This window comes from Allobacillus sp. SKP2-8, assembly GCF_007559355.1.
GTDB classification, from domain to species: Bacteria; Bacillota; Bacilli; order Bacillales; family Alkalibacillaceae; genus Allobacillus; species Allobacillus halotolerans.
The window spans coordinates 222,151-241,171 of the sequence record NZ_VMHF01000001.1 but is presented as its reverse complement, the minus strand read 5'-3'; the positions used below and the strand labels follow the sequence as shown (position 1 = coordinate 241,171).

Below are 19,021 nucleotides of genomic sequence, written 5' to 3'. Positions count from 1 at the left end.
CCCACGTAAAGTGGGCTTTGACTATTATTTTACTGTATTTAGTCTTTTAATATAATCCACTGATTCGGGGTTCTCCAAAGCAGACAAGTCACCGGCATCTTCACCAAGATATGCCGTCCGAATGGCGCGGCGCATCACTTTCGCATTGCGCGTTTTTGGTAAATCCTCAACAATATATACTTCTCGAGGTGCAATTGCTTTCCCTAATCGATGAATCGCATGGCTCGTTAACTCTTCAATCAATTCGCTTTCGGGTTTGCGATTTTCTTTTATAACGACGAAGGCAATAGGAGATTCACCTTTGACTTCATGTGGAACTCCGATCACACCAGCTTCGACAACAGCTTCATGTTCTACATAAATGGACTCCAACTCAGCCGGTCCGATCCGTTTACCAGCGACATTCAACGTATCATCTGACCGTCCAGTAATCGTATAAAAACCTTCCTCATCACAAATGACCCAATCACCATGACACCACGTATCCGGATAACGGTTCCAATACGTTTTTTCATAGCGTTCATTATCTTGATAGAATCCTTTCGTCATGCCTACCCACGGTTGTTTAATGACTAATTCACCAACTTCATTTTTTACGGATTGGCCGTTTTCATCATAAATATCTACATCCATTCCAGGAACAGCAGCATTAAAAGCCACCGGAGCGATCGGTTTAACGAGCACATTTGTTAAGATACCCCCAGAAATCTCCGTTCCTCCTGAGTAGTTGATAATCGGAACCTTGCGATTGAGAACCTTTTCAAATAGCCACATCCAAGGCTCGTCGTTCCAAGGTTCACCTGTCGATCCGACCATTTTCAACGTCGATAAATCATGCTTTGTCGCATACGATTCATCCATTGTCATTAACGTACGAATTAAAGTAGGGGAGATTCCTAAATGAGTCACTTGATGCTTTTCAACTAACTCCCAAATCCGACTAGGTTCTGGATAGGTTGGCGTGCCTTCGAAAACAGTAATGGTCGCACCATTCATTAATCCACCATAAACTAAGAAAGGCCCCATCATCCAGCCCATATCTGTATACCAGAAAATATTGTCTTGTTCAGTGACATCCATCATGACACCCGCATCAAACGCTGCTTTAACTGGAAATCCATGATGTGTATGCAATGTCCCTTTTGGTTTACCCGTTGTACCAGAAGTGAAGATGATCATATAAGGGTCATCACCATTTGTATGAACACTTTCGAAATGAGTATCTAACGTTTTTAATTGTTCCCAGTCAACATCTTTATCCGCATTCCATGAAACTTCTTCATTTGTTCGACGTACGACAAACACCTTCTCGATGGAAGAGGAGTCGGCGACTGCTTGATCTGCTTCTTCCTTTAGATTGATTTGTTTGCCGCCACGATAAAAACCATCTGCTGTAATTAAATATCTGGCCTGAGCGCCATTGATTCTCGTAGCAATCGCTTCAGACTTATAACCGGAAAATGCTGGACAAAAGATAGCACCAATCTTTGAAACCGCGAGCATCGCGATGACCGTTTCAGGAATCATCGGCATAAATATTGTAAACCGATCCCCAGATTTAGCTCCTTGAGCAACCAATCCGTTGGCAACTTGGTTTACTTGATCTTGAAGATCTTTATAAGTATACGTGATAACCTCTCCGTTATCGCCTTCCCAAATAATTGCTTGATTGTTTTGTGTTTCCACATCATTTGCGAAGCGATCAAGGGCATTATAAGCAACATTCATTTTACCGCCATCAAACCATTTGGGATATTTGTTACCGTTTTCAAGATTTAAGACACTTTGATATGGTTCAAACCATTGTAAGTTTAATTCGAGGTCAACTTCACCCCAAAATCGTCCGATGTCTTGTATGCTTTCCTGAAAGAATTCATCATAATTTTCGTGATTAAACCGTTGCATAAATTGATAAAGACGTGTGTTTTTTACATAATCTGAACTTGGATTCCAAACTGCTTTTGTCACAAAATCCCTCCTGCATTCGGTGTAGAATATTCTGAATATATGTTTATTATAACTTAGATGCGCATTGTTGAGAAGGAAAGACTTATCGAGAGGGGAGGGGATTTATCCATAGAAACCAATTGCTTTTAATAAATATACGCCGGTAAAAACAACCAACAAAGATCCAACGGTGACTATAGACGTCATTTTCATTTCTTTTGTATCAAACCAAACGAGCAAACCAATGATTAACGTAAATACAAGTCCGAAAATAATAGATGCAAAGGGTGTAGTCGGTGTGATAAAGTCAAACCAATTAATTGTCAACATAAAAACACCTCACTTATCTGAATATTATTACTTATATATTTGCTGATTAATGAATATTTGTCAAATACGTATGAACGTCGGAAGGAATTTAAATGAACTTTGAAGGATTGAATGTTAACGCTGAAGGATTTGGAATTAACACTGAAGATTATGAAATGTACACTGAAGCAGGCTCAATTAACACTGAAGGATATGAAATGAACACTGAAGCAAGCTCAATTAACACTGAAGGATTTGAAATAAACACTGAAGCTGCTTAATGATTTGTTTTAATTTAACTTCCGATAATATATATTATGTAAACTACCAAATAAATTTATTCTACAACAAGTGCTTTCGTCCCGATAATGATCTATAAAGCATGTTTCTATATCGAGTTTGGTAATTTGTCATATCATTCATCGAAACGAGTTTTTTGGTCCTAGCTATGTGATAAGTGTCGATATAGTTAACGTTTCTTCACCGTCAAACAATGCTTTGGAAGTTACCCGCTGTTGAATCAGAATAAAGATAACTGCTCATCATCCTGATCAGGAGTAGAATGACTTTTATTTTTTTTGGAACACAAATCCTCACTGGATTCTCCTACATATTTAAAACATTGAATAAATTTCTCAAAGTCTTTTGGAGTAAATAAAGGCATTGCTTGTTTCTTTTCTAATAATAATTGGTTGCCACTAGCCTTATCATTATTTACAAGAAATTTATTCGGATGATTTAAACAACCAAGTGGTTTTTCTTGTTTAAGACAAAAACCCACCGTGTGCATAGTCCCGCCTTTAACATCTGTTTCAATTACAGCTACCCCATCACTTATTCCACTTTGGATTCTATTTCTCTCAACGAAATAATTTGGTCTTCCTCTCACACCTAAGCCATATTCACTAATTAAACATCCACCCGCTGCTATTATTTTATCCGCAAGCGGCCGGTTTTCCTTAGGGTATATAGGAGTATCTAAACCCTGCGCTAGAACTGCTATCGTTTTCCCGTTAACTTCTATACAACCTTCATGGGCTGAAGTATCTATTCCTTTTGCTAAGCCACTTACTACAACTATTCCTTCTTCTGCAAAATTCTTCCCAAATAAGTGACTACACGTACTTCCATACTTTGAAGGTTTACGAGTTCCTACAATTGCTACTAGCTTTTGATCATTTAAACAATGAAGATTCCCTTTTGCATAGATTAATACCGGCGCATCCTGGGTTAGTTTCAAACGTTTAGGATATAGATCATCGCAAATGCCAATAATATGAATGTTTAATTTTTCGCATTGTTCAATTTCGAGCTTTGCATTTTCGTAAGACTTTTCTAACGTTTCCCATTCAGGAACTTTAATCTTAGCGTTGTTATTATTTGTGTGCTTGATTAATCCCCATAATTCATTTAATTTTCTAGGAGTTTCATAAGCGGAATGGATTATTTCAGTAACTTTTACTCTCCCGATACCAGGTAATTTTAACAAAGTAAGAATATGTTCTGTATGTAACATCTATACTAGTATCCTCCTGTCTCACCAATTGCTAAACAATTGACCTTCTTTGCGCCATTATCTAAGAGGATCTTTTGACAAGCAAACAAAGAGTTATTTGTTGTCGTTACATCATCTAAAATAAGAACTGTTTTTCCTTCAATCAAATGTGAATTCTCTAAATGAATCGATTGCAAATGAACCTCTTGATGTCTGTCTCCTCCGTTTGTTAATTTTGCAATTTTAGAGTGTCTAACTAAACAAGAGGTTGCATCAACTCTATTGTTTTGTGAAGCGAGCTTTGTGGCTAATCTTTTTACACCGGAGTATTTATTAGCTGGATCGTGAGAAGGTACGTATGTTAATAAAATATTATCTTTTAAATGGGGATTTAATAGATTAAAGAAATGGTTAATTGCTCCGGGTTTTCCTTCTTTTAAATCTAACACTAGGCCAGAAAAGGGATTGAAATTTGGATTTCTGACTAACTTACCCCACTCATCTTTAATCCGATAGGGATAATAAGTATCTAAAAATATTATCTCATTAGGATTATTATATTCTTCATTCAAAAATGGCATAAACTCTCCCCTTCATCATACGTTCAATCATCATAAGTTCAGTGATACTTATGATGTCTTCTGTAATGTGTATGATGAAACCATTTTTGTTATGAATCATATAAAATTGACAAGGAAAAAGTCATCAGATGCACTATTATCTACCTTGCTCTATCACTTTCAGGTGGTTACTTCTCAAGATCACTCTCATGAATCCACCGGACAAAATCCGTCGTAGCTCCACTGCTGAATCCGTGTCCGTGTCCGTCTAACGAGTTTTTCGGAAAGGTTTCTTCATCAGATTCATTGTAAGATGTCCAGCCAAAATAGATTAAATGATTCAAGTCCATGTGATTAAACAAATTCAACCCTTGTCTGTTTGGAATGGCTAACTTCGCAGTATCTTTATAGAACGATTGCCAATCATCAGGCAAGGCAAACACGCCAAAGGAATCCTCTCCTATAGGAATCTCTTGCTCAATTTGAACCCGTGGTGTGTACTTATGATTACCACCGGAAATTTGGTAATTACGGTTTCGAATGATGTAGTACTTCAGAGAGCTTAGTCCGTCTTTTGGGTTAAAATTCCATAGAATATGGAACGTAGACGGTTTTTCAGCGTCTATCTTCCACATAAGAGGTTCTCCGTTTGTATCTATGCGAATAGGTTTCCACTTTCTATTGCCCCACTCCCAGTAGCTGACTCCGTATTTTTCAGATTTAGATATAAATGGAACAAAAACGTGCTCACGATCCAACTGGATGGTGTCCTGAATTCGGTCTACTTCAGCTTGAGGAAGCGTTTCATTGATCTGCTTGACTAATTGCTCATCTGATAGGAACCCAGTTGGCTTGGAAAAATAGAACCAATAGATGAAGAAAAGGATCATCAGAATAAAGACCGGAGCTGTGATTATAAATAATTTTCTTTTTGTCATTGGTCCTCCACCTTTAATAATAATTCATCTGATCGAAAATAGTATTGACTCTCTGGAGTGGTTATTAGTAGACCCCTTCCATCATTCTCTATGTAAATAGCTGAACTCACTCCACTTCCCCACTTTGAATCGATTCCTGTCAGAAAGTATGGAAACCGTTCATCCACAGCTTCACCATCTGGAGTCATACTGATTGTTACTTCCTCATACCACTTGTCGCTGTAAATCGTCTCCCTTTTCAAGTCCTTCAATTGCTCAACAAACTCATTTTTATCAAATGAAAATTTTTCAGCCGATGGATGGGTTGAGATGACTGAAGAATGGTCGGCATTCGCTATGTATGTAGAGAGTTGATCTTCCGGATAAACGAGATGATTGAGTGGAATAGTCAACAAAGAAGTGAAGAGAAAGATGAATTGACCTGCAAATCCAATCCAAGCAAAAGGACGATAAATTTCCCATCTCTTTTCCTTTCCTATAAAAACGACCATCAAAATCCAGACACCTAACGGCAGGATTGGCAGCCGAATCCAGGAATCGAATACCTCTAAGTTGATCGTAAAAGCAAATATACCGATAAAAGTAACTACTAAAACCCTCCAAAAAGCAGGTTTCTCTTGTAATTTCTTATATACGAAATAAGCAATCACAAGAATAGAAATCCAAGAAATTATCGTAAATATAGTTGTTATAACACTTACGTCTCCCATAAGTCACCTCACTTAAATCATGTGAACCATTCATTATCGCAATGTATGTAATCACACTGTAAGTATGTGGTTCTCCAAGTAGAACCTTTTGATTCACTAATATTATATTACCTTTATTTGTAAGCTTGTTACTCCCTTGATGAAACCAGTATAACAGTCGGTACTAAAAATGTTTTCAAAAAAATAAGAGGCTGGGACAAATTAAAGTTTTACACTCAGAAACACGAATAGCAATCTAACTTAGCGTAGGAAATATACGGAGACTTCTGCGGGAGCAAAAGCCTAGGTGAGACCCCGCAGTGCGAAGCACGAGGAGGCTCAACAGCTGCCCGCGAAAAGCGGAGTATATTTCCGAAGCGGATATTTCCGGATTACTAAATTATATTATTCGTATCTGAGTCAACTTTGAAGGTTTAGTCCCAGCCTCTTATTATTTGCTCGTTCTGTATAATCAAAGTCTATCTTATGAATGGTTGTCTGTTTTTTGATCGACATTTTCAGAGGACTGATCTTCTTCAGTTTCATCTTTTGCATCTTTTTCGTCTTTTTCATGTTCACTTATTAAGTCATTCGTGGAGTTTTTGAATTCTTTCAATGTTTGACCCGCTGCTTTACCGAATTCAGGTAATTTTTTCGGTCCGAATATAACTAATAATATAATAACGATCAAAATTAATCCCGGTATACCAATTTGAGTGAATCCCATTTATTACACCTCTCTTGCTGAAATGACGTATTCTTATCCTTACTTATCTAATCATAACATCAAATAAATTCAAGCTAAAGAAATATCTTAATTCATACATTAAATTTAGATAAAACAGAACTTCTATTTATTATGGATAGAAGTTCTGTATTTTGCTAGAAGAATCCAATCACGTTTAATTAGAGTTATTTAAAATACTATCCTCTAGGTGGAAATGGATCGTTGCCGTAGCTATTTGATTCGCTGATTTTTCCATTGCGGTTATGAATGACGTGTTCTGTTTCATCATTTTTAGCTTTTTCACGTCCTGCTTCAACAGCTAACCCTTTTGTTTCATATAAATCTATCGTTTTACCATCTTGAACGTTTTTCCACTCACTACCATTCGGCACTGTGTGAACGGTTGGATTGTTATTTGCCATAATCCTTCACCTCATTTTTATGATGATATTTATTATTTTCCCGTTCAAATGGTGGAAATAACGATTTATCGTGTTAAATTCATATGACAAAATATATTTATTTCTGGTCCGATCTATAAAATGTGTCTTAACCGCTCAAACACCCTAACCTATTCTCAACTTCTTTTTCTTCACTCACCAATTTTTCCGCCAAGGACGAGGGTCTTTGTATGATTCGATAACGATTGGTGATTGTTCTGGTTTCGTCGTTCTTTTCTTCTTAAATCGCATAAACAACAACCCAGCAACAATCAGTATGCTGCTAAAGAGTATAGTGTACATAATGATTCGCCATAATCCAGGTCCATCAGAATCTGTTGGATTTGGGTTGAACTCCCCTCCTGCTGTTGAACCGTACACTGGTTTATCATCCGTCATGGTTTCTTCTAATGGAAATTGATATTCAAAAATCAGTTCATCGGCTTTATTTTTAATGGACAAAAGGCCGTCTGTGTTGATCTGAGTTGTCCAATCTTGTCCCTTTTTAACAGTAAAAGTGATTGTTTCATCTAAAATATATTGCTCGCCCTCTTCATCCGTGAATTCCTTACCGGCTGGTATTGTTTCTGTCTGGAATTGATATCCATATTCAATCAATCGCTCAGTATCCATATAAGCTTGCCTCGGATGTTCTGCATTAAGTGTGACTACGACTAACTCAATCTCATCATTTTCAGCAGTTGTTGACAGAGTAAATCCAGCATCATCTGTATAGCCATTTTTCACTCCTGTCACATCATCTCGCTGCAAAACAAGCTGGTGGTGATTTCGTAGGGTTGTATCCCAGCTTTCCCCTACCCATTTTAATTCTTTTGTCCCGACGATTTCTCGGAATGTTTGATTCTCCATCGCATAGGCAGTAATCCTTGCCATATCATGAGCAGTTGTTACATGTTCGGGGTCCGGAAGTCCATGTGGGTTTTTAAACGTAGAGTCGGTTACTCCAACCTTTTCTTGGACAAACTCAGTCATCCGCTCAGCGAACGCCTCTTCTGAACCATCGATATGTTCAGCAATGGCAATTCCTGCATCATTTCCTGAATTAATAAGCAACCCCTGGATAAGTTTTTCCAGTGTTACCTCTTCCCCCTCTTCCAAATAAACGCGTGTCCCTTCGGCTTCCCGTGCTTTTTGGCTGACGGTTACGATGTCTTCCAAGTTGCCTTCTTCAATCGCGATCAATCCACTAATGATTTTTGTGATGCTGGCCGGGTACATTTCTTTGTCTTTTTGTTTTTCATAGAGGATAACGCCTGAGTTGGCATCCATTAAAATGGCTGACTCACTGTATAATTCAAGTTCTTCTTCAGTCTGCGCATAAACAGGACTACTACAAAACAACAAGGAAATGATCATTACTATTGAAATGATTCTCAGTATATTCATCAGAAGGCTCCTAAATTTTATCGATTTTTGTCGTTTTCATCTACTAAAAGTATAAGGAATCAAAACATATTGTGCAATTGCTTATCAAGGAAATTTAGATTATTACAATCTGATTCAATTGGTATAAGATGCGCTTGTACATCCAAAATATAACCAACAATACAAAAGTAGGTGGTTGAATGGTTGTTGTCTGGGAATCGCTTCTGATGGTTGTTGCAGGATTATTTTTGTTGCGTTTTGCCGGCAGAAAATCTATATCACAAATGTCACTCGCTCAAACAGTTGTCATGATTTCGATAGGGTCCATTATTATTCAACCCATTGTAGAGTCGAGTGTTTGGCGGACGTTGTTAGCTGCTTCAATGTTTATATTGGCGTTAATCGTGATGGAGTATTTACAAGTAAAATTCAATTTCATGGAAAACTTCATTACAGGTAAATCAAAAATCGTGATTGAGCAAGGTGAATTAAAAACGAAAAACATGAAAAAATTACGTTTTACTGCCGATCAGTTGGAAATGCGATTGCGTCAACAAGGAATCACCCGGATTAGTGATGTGAAAACAGCGACCCTTGAACCCAATGGACAGCTCGGCTATGAATTGTTTCCGGATGCAAAACCAATTACCGTCAGAGAGTTTAAGGAATTAATGAGTTTGTATACAGGTTTACAAGTTCAGCAAAATCAAAATAATCATCAACAAACAACCAATATTTTTGATGAAATGAAAAAGAATGTCGAAACACCACAGTCTCCTGATCATCTAAAGTAGATATTGATTTTTCCATGCTATTGAAAGAATAACTTTTGATGAATTTCAAAAGCTATAGGTAAATATCGGGAAGGAGTTAGCTAAATGAATCATTTCAGTTTAATTTTAAGCAAATTCGTTGCGACGTTAGTTTTACTGTATATTATCCTCGGAATCATATTCGGTGTGAATTTCATGAGTGTTTTTTGGGTCACTTTGATTCTTTCGATTGCTTCTTATTTAATTGGCGATTTGCTCATTTTACCAAGAACCAATAATATGGTTGCATCAGTTGTAGATTTCGTTATGAGCTTTGCGTTGATTTACTTTTTAGTGGATGCATACGCATTTGAAGGAAACTTATTTACGGCAAGCCTGCTATCTGCAATTGGGGTCACTTTGTTCGAAGTGTTTTTCCATAACTCAGTACAGACTCAAATGGAAGAAGAAAACAATGTAGACAGACGGAGATATAATTTACAAACAGAGGTTTCAGAAGAAATTGACCCACTCATTGATGATGAGGATCGGACTGATTAATAATAAAGGATAATCACTTCTGTTCCTAGAAAACAGGAGTGATTTTTTCCTATAACCATTCACCTATGTCATACATACAATAAAACGATGACATAAGGAGGTATAAAACATGGAAGACCGTAATTCGCTTTATCAATACGTCGTAGATATGGAAAAGTGGCTCGAGCAATTTCATAATACTATGCAAGAGCTTGAGAAAGATCCAAGTGTGGTGCTCAACAACGATACGCTCCCGAATATACAAAAACAGTTCAATAAACTAGTGACTGATGTAAATTATTATAAAAACAGCCCTCAAGAACTACACAAAGATTTGATGAATGACTTACAAAAAGAGGCATCTGCTTTATATAATGGATATCGATCACTCCTTCAATCGAATTCAAAGAAAGAGCAGCAAAAATCAATGAAAGAAAAGAAAATGAAAACAAACCCTAAGGAGATCTCAGAAAAACCATCTGGGTTCGTTCCCATTGGAGAACATAAACTCCCTCCCCTACCCTATTCATACGACGCTTTGGAGCCTTATATAGATAACGAAATCATGAAGTTACATCATCAAAAACATCATCAAAGTTATGTTGATGGCTTGAATAAGGCTGAACGAGAGATGGAGAAAGCAAGAAGGAATAATGACTATCATCTGATTAAGCATTGGGAACGAGAAGCGGCTTTTCATGGTGCAGGTCATTATTTGCATACGATTTTTTGGAACATCATGAATCCGAAAGGTGGCGGAAAGCCTAAAGGAGATTTACTGAAAGAGATCAAGAAGTCTTTTTATAGCTTTGATGCATTCAAGAAACATTTTTCTGAAGCGGCTAAAAATGTGGAAGGTGTTGGCTGGGCAATACTCGTTTGGTCCCCCCGTTCACATCGGTTAGAAATCTTACAATCAGAAAAACACCAAGTCCTAACTCAGTGGGATGTCATTCCGCTACTTGTATTGGATGTATGGGAACATGCTTATTACTTACAATACAAAAATAATCGAGATGAGTATGTAGACAATTGGTGGAATGTAGTTTGCTGGGATTCGGTTGCTAAACGATTTGACCAAGCAAAAAGAGTGACTTGGCAACCTTATTAAATTTCATCCATCAACATTAAAAAAGGTTCGTTTTAAAAAAATGCCGTCCACTACCCTGTTGGGTCATGTGGACGGCATTTCACGTTTATAAAGTTGGTGGTTCATCATTGGAACCAGGCTGATTTTGTTGTGTTTTCTTATTCATTTTCTTTTCAGCTTTGCTTAATTGATTTTTGGCAAATTCTCTACCGCCAATACCAAAGGAAATCGCAAAGGCTGTCATGAGACCGCCAAGAATCAATAGGAAACCTAGATTCACAATGGAAGTTGCGAATTTCAACTGATCAAGTGTCATAAATACTGCAAATACAATGATCACATATTTGATGATCGTTGCAGATGCTTTGCTTCCAGTGTATCGACGAATCCATTTATCCAAGAGGTTCGCCAAGAAGAATCCAATACCTAAGATCAATAAAGCACTTACTAATAATGGTAGGTATTCAAGAATGGCACTACCAATGTTATTCAATACCTCTAACTGTAAGACATTTAACGCCTCGACAGTAAAGAATAAGATAATGATGAATTTAACCACATTGGTGATTACTTTCGACAAATCAAAGGATGGCTCTTCACTTTCACTCAACCCAACAGCTCGATAAATTCGATCGATACCAGCACCTTTGAGTACACTGAATAGTAAGTTGCCGACGAATTTTGCAATGTAATAGCCTAATACGGCTAGTATGATTGCAACGAAAATGTTCGGAATCATATTCAGAACACTATTTAGAACAGCTGTTACCGGTTCTGTTATCGATTGGATGTTTAATGCATCCAAAGCCATCGTGATAACTGGAATCAATACGAAAACGTAAACAATGTTTGCCAAAACATTGGATAAAGCGTATTGATTAGGTGCCTCACCCGCTGAATCTGGATTTAGCTTTTGATACCAACTATCGATGTGTAAACTTTGTAGGAATTTAAATACCAAATCTTTAATGAGTCTGGCAATAAATACACCTAAAACGAGGATGATTGCCGCTGCGATCAAGTTTGGAATAAACGATAGCATCCGGTCCATCATGTTGGTAATCGGTTCAGATACGGAATTCATCCCTAATGCATTAAGAATTGAAGGTAAGAATAGGATGAATATGAGGTAGTAAACAATGTTGCCGATTATACTTAGAATATCTTCGCCTTGCTCTTTATTTTGAATAATCGGTGCTTTGCTAAGAGCTTTATGGAAGCCCATCTTTACAAAGCCCTTTGTGATGAGTGCTTTGACACCCTTGGCAATAATCCAAGCTAATAAAAGAAGTAGTAATGCATAAATGACATTCGGAATGGCTTGGATCAATTGAGTTAACATTGATTGAAAAGAATCGCTAATGTTATTCATTTCTCCACTCTCCTTTATCATTAAATAATGACTCAATAAACATATTACCTATCATAAACCCGACTAAACATTTGGTCCCGCTATTAAACACATAATTAAGTAGAAGGTAATTTTTTAAAGGTATAAAAATCACCTTTTATAGATTTAATAGAATGATATAATTTCAAAAGAAAAGGAGGCCTTTAACTTGAGAAAAAGAAAGCGAAATCCATTTAGAGCATTACGTACGCTGTTACTGATTTTAGGTGCAATCTACATATTCTTAAATATATTACCGGTTCACCACGTAGAAGCTCATCCTTTTTTCGAAAATGGAGACAAGCCATTGGTTGTTGCACATCAGGGTGGGGAGCATTTAAGACCTTCAAACACAATGGTTGCTTTTGAACATGCAAAGGAACTTGGTGTGGATGCAATAGAAACGGATATCCATATATCCAAGGATGGTTATTTAATCGCCATTCATGATCCGACCGTCGACCGGACGACAGATGGTAGTGGTAAGGTTGTTGATTTCAACTTAGATGAGTTGAAGCAATTAGATGCAGGCTATTATTTCGAGAAGAACGGTAAACATCCTTATCGAAATCAAGGGATTCAATTGGTTACCATCGAAGAATTATTTCAACATTTTCCTGATATGCGGTTCATATTGGAAATTAAAAATACAAATCCAAGTGAGAAGATCGACCCGCTCATCAATCAGTTGGTTCACTTAATTGATACTTATGGAATGAGAGAGAAAGTACTCATTGGATCATTTGATCAAGAAGTAGTCGATCAATTTCGAAGTCAAGCAGGTCCTGGAGTAGTTACATCAGGCGGCAGAGGTGAAGTGACGAAATTTGTCATCTTGAACAAATTCTTTTTAAAGAATTTCTATCGCCCTCAAGTAGAAGCACTGCAAATTCCTCAATCAGAAAGCGGCTTTGATTTAACGACAAAATCTATTGTTGAAGGTGCTGAACGAATTGGCATGAACCTTCACTATTGGACGATTAATGATCCGGATGATATGCGAAGATTGATCGAAAACGGGGCTGATGGCATTATTACCGATCGACCTGATCTATTGATTGAATTATTAAACCAATTAGGTTACTGACAACAAAAAAGACTGCATGGAAGTGATCCGCCTCCATGCAGTCTTTTACTATTATTGACTCATTTTTTCATAAAACATTTTCGCTTTCTTAACAGCATATCCACTGCCGCCTTGATTCTGCACACCTTCCAAAAGAATTCCTAACACGAAATCGGGTTGATTTTGATCATAAGAAATGAATAGACCATTCTGCTCATCATTTTCATCCTCATGACTAGCTTTTAACTCAGCTGTTCCTGTTTTTCCAGCAATCGCTCTTCCTTCGATTTCGGCAGATGTTGCTGTCCCTTCCGTTACAACTTTTCGCAATAAGTTTTGTAATCGTTCTACGTTCTCACCCGTAGTGATTTCGCTCAGCCACACCTCTGGAGATTCTGATGCGAGCAATAATGGTTTCTGGATGTTTCCATCGTTTGCAATTCCGCCATACATGGATGACAGATGAACGATATTGATTAAAACTTCTCCTTGACCGTAAGCTGAATCAGCTAATTGACCTTCAGAGCTGAATTCTCCACTGTTAGATACTTGAGATGTAGCCATTGGATATGCGAATGGAATGGATTCTGCAAATCCTAAGGCTTCTAATTCTTCTTGGAATGTTTCGCCACCCATTTTTAATCCTTGCATCGCAAAGTAAATATTATCAGAATGCTTGAAGCCTGTTTCTAAGTCAACATTGGTATGATTCGTACTGACACGGGTTACTTTGAAATCACCCCATGAGTCATCTTTTTGCCAGCGTTTCCCTTCGATCTCCAATGCTTCATTTGGATCAAGTGTACCTGCATTTAATCCCGCAACCGTCGTTAGAAGCTTCATTGTTGAACCAGGTGAATAAGTAGAAGAGAAACGATTAATTAATGGTTGATCAGGATTTTCAGATAACTGGCTATATTGTTCATCGGTGATTCCGTGAACGAATAAATTAGGGTCAAAACTAGGCAAACTAACTAAACTCGTTACTTCTCCAGTCTCAGGATCGATGGTTGTAGCAGTTCCCTTCTCTCCTTCTAAAACGGAGTATAATTTCGATTGAAGTTCAGCATCAATGGTAATCTTTATATCTTCACCATCTTTTGCCTCTTGTTCAACTACAGGTGTTTTGGAGCCATCCGGCTTTTCTATATAAAGCTCAATACCATTAATCCCCCGTAGTTGGTCTTCATATAACTGTTCAAGTCCTCTTTTCCCTACAACATCACTTGATGAATATCCTTTTCCTTCAAGCTCTTCCAAGTCTTCAGCTGTTACTTGGCCAATGTAACCTGTTAAGTGCCCTAACACATCTTTATATGGGTATATTCGGTCAACCTCAACTCGGGAGGATACGCCTCCTATTGATACAGCATTCTGAACGATGTCTTTATCGTCTAACATGAATTTCTTGACGGGTACGAAATGATCTTCATCGACCCAGCTTTGTGTATACTTTTCTTTAATGGATTCTGGTGAAACTTTTAAGATATTCGCTAATTCTGAAAGTGCATTTTCATTGAAGTCCATAGGTGTTATTCCTACTTCATATACTTCACCATTCGCTGCGATGTGGTTGCCATTTCGGTCTAAAATCTCTCCCCGTGATGCCAGTGTTGTTTGATATCGCACCTCATCTTCTGCTTGCATTCCAGGCATGATGAAAGTTGTATCCCATTCAACAAACCAGCGATCTTCTTCATTTTCTTCTTCTTTTTCTTCATTTTCATTCAACGGGCGTGTTAACTGTAATGTATTTTCATATTGAATTTCACCAGCTAATGTATTAAATGAGATTTGAATAGGTACCTCATATTCCGTCATCGTCTCGAGATCCTCATTTTTCAGCTCTTCTACCGGCTCTTTACGCTCAATGGAAACTTGATCTACAGAAAGAGCTTCATATAAATGATTATAACGTTCTACAAAATCCTCATGAGAAAAAGTTGATTTTGTTTCCTCGCTCAAATAGTTTTCATATAACGTTTCAAAGTCATGTTCCATCCATTGTTCCATGTATTCATCAGCTGTATCGTTTGGATTCGGATATTGTGTCTCCTCTTCTGAACACGCAGTCAAAAATAAAACTGTCGCCAGAAATAAAACAACCGCTTTTTTCATTATTGACCTCCTAGCTTCTCTAATCAAATTCATTAGCTTCAAATTTTAATGATTAACGATAGTTGTTTAGCACATTCTGTAGTTTTAACGCGAGACCAATGTTTCCATCTACTTTAATTTTCCCCATCATAAAAGCAGAGGTGGCATTCAATTGCCCATCGATCAACTTATGTAAGTTTTCTTTTTTCAAACGCAAGCTACATTTAGCATGATCGGTTGCTTCTTCACTCAATTCCACACCTTGGTCAAAAAATTCAATGGAGTATTGTTCTCCTTCACTCAAATAAATTGTAAGTAGCCGACAAATGATCTAATCCACTTGGATCTTCATTCATTTTATCAACTAATTTTTGTAAAGTCTCTCTCATCTCATCATCCCCTATTATTTATTACTTATTTCATTATAACAAATATTCAACGTTTCGATAGAACTGAAGTTTGAATACCGTGTCGCATGGGTACGTTACTAATAAATAGAAAAATGAAGAGGTGAAGAAAATGCTCTGGTGGATTATAGGGATTATACTCGCGATCTGGTTAATTGGTTTTATATTGGACATCGCTGGGGGACTCATTCACTTATTATTGATCGTCGCAGGAATTGTATTTGTCTTCCAATTGATTACGGGAAAAAGAAAATTATGACTGATGAGTCTTGGGTGTGCATCAACACTCAAGGCTTTTTTATTTTGCAAAAGCCCTTCAACTGTTATAATTCAGTGTATTGTGAAAGGGGTGTAGTGCATTGACTGAACATAAAGAAAAAGCCGTGTTTGCAGGCGGATGTTTTTGGTGTATGGTAAAGCCATTTGATCAATGGGATGGTGTTTATTCTGTTACTTCCGGCTACACAGGTGGACATGTAACAAATCCTACATATGAACAAGTGAAAGAAGGAAATTCAGGTCATTATGAAGCGGTAGAGATTGTCTTTGATCCAAGTAAAGTTTCTTATGAATTTATTTTGGACCTCTACTGGAAACAAATTGATCCGACGGACCCAGGTGGTCAGTTTCATGACCGTGGACCACAGTATCGGACTGCGATATTTTACCAGAACGAGCAACAAAAACGGTTGGCTGAACAATCGAAACGTGAGCTGGAGCAATCCGGTCGTTTTAGCCAACCGATTGTCACAGAAATTTTAAAAGCCTCTACCTTTTATCCTGCAGAAGATGAACATCAAGACTTTTATAAAAAAAATGAGGAATATTATTTGAAAGATCGAGAAAAATCGGGTCGAGATGAATTTATCGACCAAAATTGGAATTAAAAAAGAGGCTGGGACATAACTAAAATTCACTCTTTAATACGAACGATATATTTGAATCGTCATCCACCGCTTCAGAAAAACACTACGCTTTCCGCGGGCGCTGTTGAGCCTCCTCGTACTATCGTACTGCGGGGTCTCACCTAGGCTTTTCATCCCGCAGGAGTCTTCGTGTTTTTCCTACGCTAATAGAAAATCCGAACCGATTCGATATTTATGAATAGTAGTTTGGATTTTTCTTTAACTAAATGTTATTTGTCCCAGCCTCTATTGAATGACTTACGCTAAATGTTCATCAAACCAACCAACAATGTGATTTAACCGTTCCAGACGGAGGTTTGGTTTTCCTGTTCGTGATAAGTTGTGATCAGCTTCAGGGAAACGAACGAACTTCGTTTTTTGCTGACGATATTTTAATGCAACGAACAACTGTTCCGCTTGTTCGATTGGACAGCGAAAATCATTTTCGTTATGAATAATCAATAAAGGAGTTTCCATTTTGTCGACATAAGCAATCGGTGAGTGCTTCCATAACTTTTCTACATCCGAAAATTCCGCTTGGATTTGCCAATCGCTGAAATAGTAACCGATATCACTGACGCCACGGAAACTAATCCAGTTGGAAATACTTCGCTGTGTAACAGCAGCTTTAAAGCGATTTGTATGACCAACAATCCAGTTTGTCATGAAACCACCATAACTGCCTCCAGTCACTCCTAATCGTTCTTGATCAATCCAATCGTATCGATTTGTAATATAGTCAACACCGTTCATGATATCTTCATAATCACCATTTCCATAATCGCCTCTTACCGCATCGACGAATTCTTGGCTATAACTGTGACTGCCGCGCGGGTTAACATAGAGAACAGCATAGCCTTTTGCAGCCAATAATTGCATTTCATGAAAGAATGTATTGGCGTAAAAAGCGTGTGGCCCACCGTGAATATTCACGATCATCGGGTATTTCTTTCCTTCTTCGTAGCCAGCCGGCTTCATAAACCACCCATGAACTGTCCAATCATCTTTACTTGTATAAGATATGGCTTCAGGTTTAACTACTTCCGTATTTTCCAAAAAGGATTGATGGAAATGAGTGACTTGCGTTAACTCACCCGATGGAATATCCAAGGAATAAAGCTCGCTTGGACTTGTCGGGGTACTGATCGTCAACAATGCTTGTTGGTTTTCGCCATTCACATCAAAACCATAGATATGAAAGTCATCTTGTAATGCTGGGTACAATTCACCATCGACATTTCCATAATAAAGAACGATATTTCCTTGTGTCGAAACTGGGAAATAAAAATCACGATTGCTAGCCCAGACTACCAATTGTAAGACGGGTTGCTGTTGAATATCAGCCACGACAAAATCTCCAACAGGTGCGTCTAACCCTTCTGTCAAGCACGTTTTAATCCCTGTTTCAAGGTCATAATGATATAACTCTGTATGGGTTGCATTTTCATAGGTTCTTCCCATTTCAACAAATAACAATTGTTTTCCGTCTGGGGAAACCCGTAAACCTGATACATATCCATCCTCTGTTTCGATTAAACTGGATTGCTTGCTGTCCAGATCATACCGATAAAGATTCATATTAAAATTAAAGTCTTGATCGACTTCTTCATCAGTTACATAGAAGAAAGATTGCCCATTAGGTATCCAATCCAGGACATTGAAATTTTGCTTGCCACTTAATAAGGTCTCAACTTTTTCGTCTTCAAGGTTAACTAGTTTGACCTGTTGAAAGCTCTCTTCTAATAATCCAACACTATCTGCTTTATATTTCATCCGTTCAATGACTTTAGGCTTTGGAAGATCTTTTTCATCTTTTTCTTCCGCCTTTTCATCATCGTTTTTATATTCTTCTTTGTCTGCAGAAACATGATAGATTACTTTTTTTCCGTCTGGAGAAAAGATCGCGTTATTTACACCTTTTTCTTCGTCGGTGATCTGCTTCGCTTCCCCGCCATTCTTGGACATCAAAAATACTTGGTTTTTCTCATTTCTAGTTGATAAAAATAGAAATTCTTCTCCATTTGGTGCCCACTGGATACCGGATACTCTGTCTTTACCATGGGTCCAAGCACCTGTTTTATTTGTCGCTCGATCCCAATGATATAAGTTTGAAACATACGTATTCTTCTCTTTATCCATTTCTGTTCGGATGAAGAGTGCTTCACTTCCGTCTGGTGAAAATCGTGGATCGGAAATCGACGAAATATGAAACAGATCATCTGCTTGCATAAGTTTTTTCTCAGCCATATGTACCCCCCTAGAAAGTGAAAAGCTAGTAGAATG

20 protein-coding genes are annotated in these 19,021 nt (G+C 37.7%); 7 read left to right on the top strand and 13 right to left on the bottom strand.

Annotated elements, in window-relative coordinates; all coding sequences use genetic code 11:
- Positions 1-24: 24 nt before the first annotated feature.
- Together FPQ10_RS01275 and FPQ10_RS01270 are read right to left on the bottom strand one after the other, a co-directional pair.
- The gene (locus FPQ10_RS01275; RefSeq protein ID WP_255439605.1) at positions 25-1,968 is read right to left on the bottom strand and encodes an AMP-binding protein; all 1,944 of its coding nucleotides are present in this window, start codon (positions 1,966-1,968) and stop codon (positions 25-27) included.
- 102 nt (positions 1,969-2,070) lie between these two features.
- On the bottom strand, positions 2,071-2,277 hold the full coding sequence (locus FPQ10_RS01270) for a hypothetical protein (RefSeq protein ID WP_144159046.1): 207 nt from the start codon (positions 2,275-2,277) through the stop codon (positions 2,071-2,073).
- A gap of 92 nt (positions 2,278-2,369) precedes the next feature.
- Between FPQ10_RS01270 and FPQ10_RS12905 the strand changes: the two genes are divergently transcribed.
- Positions 2,370-2,537: a hypothetical protein gene (locus FPQ10_RS12905; protein ID WP_186278492.1), complete on the top strand. Its 168-nt coding sequence runs from the start codon at positions 2,370-2,372 to the stop codon at positions 2,535-2,537.
- Positions 2,538-2,776: 239 nt separating this feature from the next.
- Here FPQ10_RS12905 and FPQ10_RS01265 read toward each other — a convergent pair whose 3' ends face one another.
- The 7 genes from FPQ10_RS01265 to FPQ10_RS01235 form a co-directional block, all read right to left on the bottom strand.
- A complete protein-coding gene (locus FPQ10_RS01265; protein WP_144159043.1) occupies positions 2,777-3,772 on the bottom strand; it encodes a DNA-processing protein DprA in 996 nt (331 codons plus the stop codon).
- A gap of 5 nt (positions 3,773-3,777) precedes the next feature.
- A complete protein-coding gene (locus FPQ10_RS01260) occupies positions 3,778-4,332 on the bottom strand; it encodes a phosphoribosyltransferase (protein ID WP_144159040.1) in 555 nt (184 codons plus the stop codon).
- A 167-nt stretch (positions 4,333-4,499) separates the two neighbouring features.
- Complete coding sequence (locus FPQ10_RS01255; protein WP_144159037.1) at positions 4,500-5,249, bottom strand: hypothetical protein; 750 nt, start codon at positions 5,247-5,249, stop codon at positions 4,500-4,502.
- Positions 5,246-5,959: a hypothetical protein gene (locus FPQ10_RS01250; RefSeq protein ID WP_144159034.1), complete on the bottom strand. Its 714-nt coding sequence runs from the start codon at positions 5,957-5,959 to the stop codon at positions 5,246-5,248. Before FPQ10_RS01250 ends, FPQ10_RS01255 begins: the two co-directional genes overlap by 4 nt.
- A gap of 463 nt (positions 5,960-6,422) precedes the next feature.
- Complete coding sequence (gene tatA / locus FPQ10_RS01245; RefSeq protein WP_144159031.1) at positions 6,423-6,665, bottom strand: twin-arginine translocase TatA/TatE family subunit; 243 nt, start codon at positions 6,663-6,665, stop codon at positions 6,423-6,425.
- A 197-nt stretch (positions 6,666-6,862) separates the two neighbouring features.
- The gene (locus tag FPQ10_RS01240; RefSeq protein WP_144159028.1) at positions 6,863-7,087 is read right to left on the bottom strand and encodes a DUF2188 domain-containing protein; all 225 of its coding nucleotides are present in this window, start codon (positions 7,085-7,087) and stop codon (positions 6,863-6,865) included.
- Between the two features lie 174 nt (positions 7,088-7,261).
- Positions 7,262-8,512, bottom strand: a complete 1,251-nt coding sequence (locus FPQ10_RS01235) for a D-alanyl-D-alanine carboxypeptidase family protein (protein WP_144159025.1) — start codon at positions 8,510-8,512, stop codon at positions 7,262-7,264.
- A 179-nt stretch (positions 8,513-8,691) separates the two neighbouring features.
- Between FPQ10_RS01235 and FPQ10_RS01230 the strand changes: the two genes are divergently transcribed.
- The 3 genes from FPQ10_RS01230 to FPQ10_RS01220 all read left to right on the top strand — a co-directional run bounded on the left by FPQ10_RS01230 (position 8,692) and on the right by FPQ10_RS01220 (position 10,894).
- The gene (locus tag FPQ10_RS01230) at positions 8,692-9,285 is read left to right on the top strand and encodes a DUF421 domain-containing protein (RefSeq protein ID WP_144159022.1); all 594 of its coding nucleotides are present in this window, start codon (positions 8,692-8,694) and stop codon (positions 9,283-9,285) included.
- Between the two features lie 84 nt (positions 9,286-9,369).
- Complete coding sequence (locus FPQ10_RS01225; RefSeq protein ID WP_144159019.1) at positions 9,370-9,804, top strand: YndM family protein; 435 nt, start codon at positions 9,370-9,372, stop codon at positions 9,802-9,804.
- Between the two features lie 109 nt (positions 9,805-9,913).
- Complete coding sequence (locus FPQ10_RS01220) at positions 9,914-10,894, top strand: superoxide dismutase (protein WP_186278491.1); 981 nt, start codon at positions 9,914-9,916, stop codon at positions 10,892-10,894.
- A gap of 85 nt (positions 10,895-10,979) precedes the next feature.
- On the opposite strand, the gene FPQ10_RS01215 is transcribed toward FPQ10_RS01220, so the two are convergent.
- On the bottom strand, positions 10,980-12,245 hold the full coding sequence (locus FPQ10_RS01215; protein ID WP_144159016.1) for a mechanosensitive ion channel: 1,266 nt from the start codon (positions 12,243-12,245) through the stop codon (positions 10,980-10,982).
- A 187-nt stretch (positions 12,246-12,432) separates the two neighbouring features.
- On the opposite strand from FPQ10_RS01215, the gene FPQ10_RS01210 reads away from it, so the two are divergent.
- The gene (locus FPQ10_RS01210; protein ID WP_144159013.1) at positions 12,433-13,350 is read left to right on the top strand and encodes a glycerophosphodiester phosphodiesterase family protein; all 918 of its coding nucleotides are present in this window, start codon (positions 12,433-12,435) and stop codon (positions 13,348-13,350) included.
- A 51-nt stretch (positions 13,351-13,401) separates the two neighbouring features.
- On the opposite strand, the gene FPQ10_RS01205 is transcribed toward FPQ10_RS01210, so the two are convergent.
- Together FPQ10_RS01205 and FPQ10_RS01200 are read right to left on the bottom strand one after the other, a co-directional pair.
- The gene (locus FPQ10_RS01205; protein ID WP_186278490.1) at positions 13,402-15,447 is read right to left on the bottom strand and encodes a penicillin-binding transpeptidase domain-containing protein; all 2,046 of its coding nucleotides are present in this window, start codon (positions 15,445-15,447) and stop codon (positions 13,402-13,404) included.
- Positions 15,448-15,499: 52 nt separating this feature from the next.
- Positions 15,500-15,730: an SCP2 sterol-binding domain-containing protein gene (locus FPQ10_RS01200; protein ID WP_186278489.1), complete on the bottom strand. Its 231-nt coding sequence runs from the start codon at positions 15,728-15,730 to the stop codon at positions 15,500-15,502.
- A gap of 215 nt (positions 15,731-15,945) precedes the next feature.
- On the opposite strand from FPQ10_RS01200, the gene FPQ10_RS01195 reads away from it, so the two are divergent.
- Both FPQ10_RS01195 and msrA read left to right on the top strand, forming a co-directional pair.
- A complete protein-coding gene (locus FPQ10_RS01195; protein WP_186278488.1) occupies positions 15,946-16,092 on the top strand; it encodes a lmo0937 family membrane protein in 147 nt (48 codons plus the stop codon).
- A gap of 100 nt (positions 16,093-16,192) precedes the next feature.
- On the top strand, positions 16,193-16,720 hold the full coding sequence (gene msrA, locus FPQ10_RS01190; RefSeq protein WP_144159001.1) for a peptide-methionine (S)-S-oxide reductase MsrA: 528 nt from the start codon (positions 16,193-16,195) through the stop codon (positions 16,718-16,720).
- Between the two features lie 276 nt (positions 16,721-16,996).
- Here msrA and FPQ10_RS01185 read toward each other — a convergent pair whose 3' ends face one another.
- Positions 16,997-18,985, bottom strand: a complete 1,989-nt coding sequence (locus tag FPQ10_RS01185; RefSeq protein WP_144158998.1) for a S9 family peptidase — start codon at positions 18,983-18,985, stop codon at positions 16,997-16,999.
- Positions 18,986-19,021: the final 36 nt, after the last annotated feature.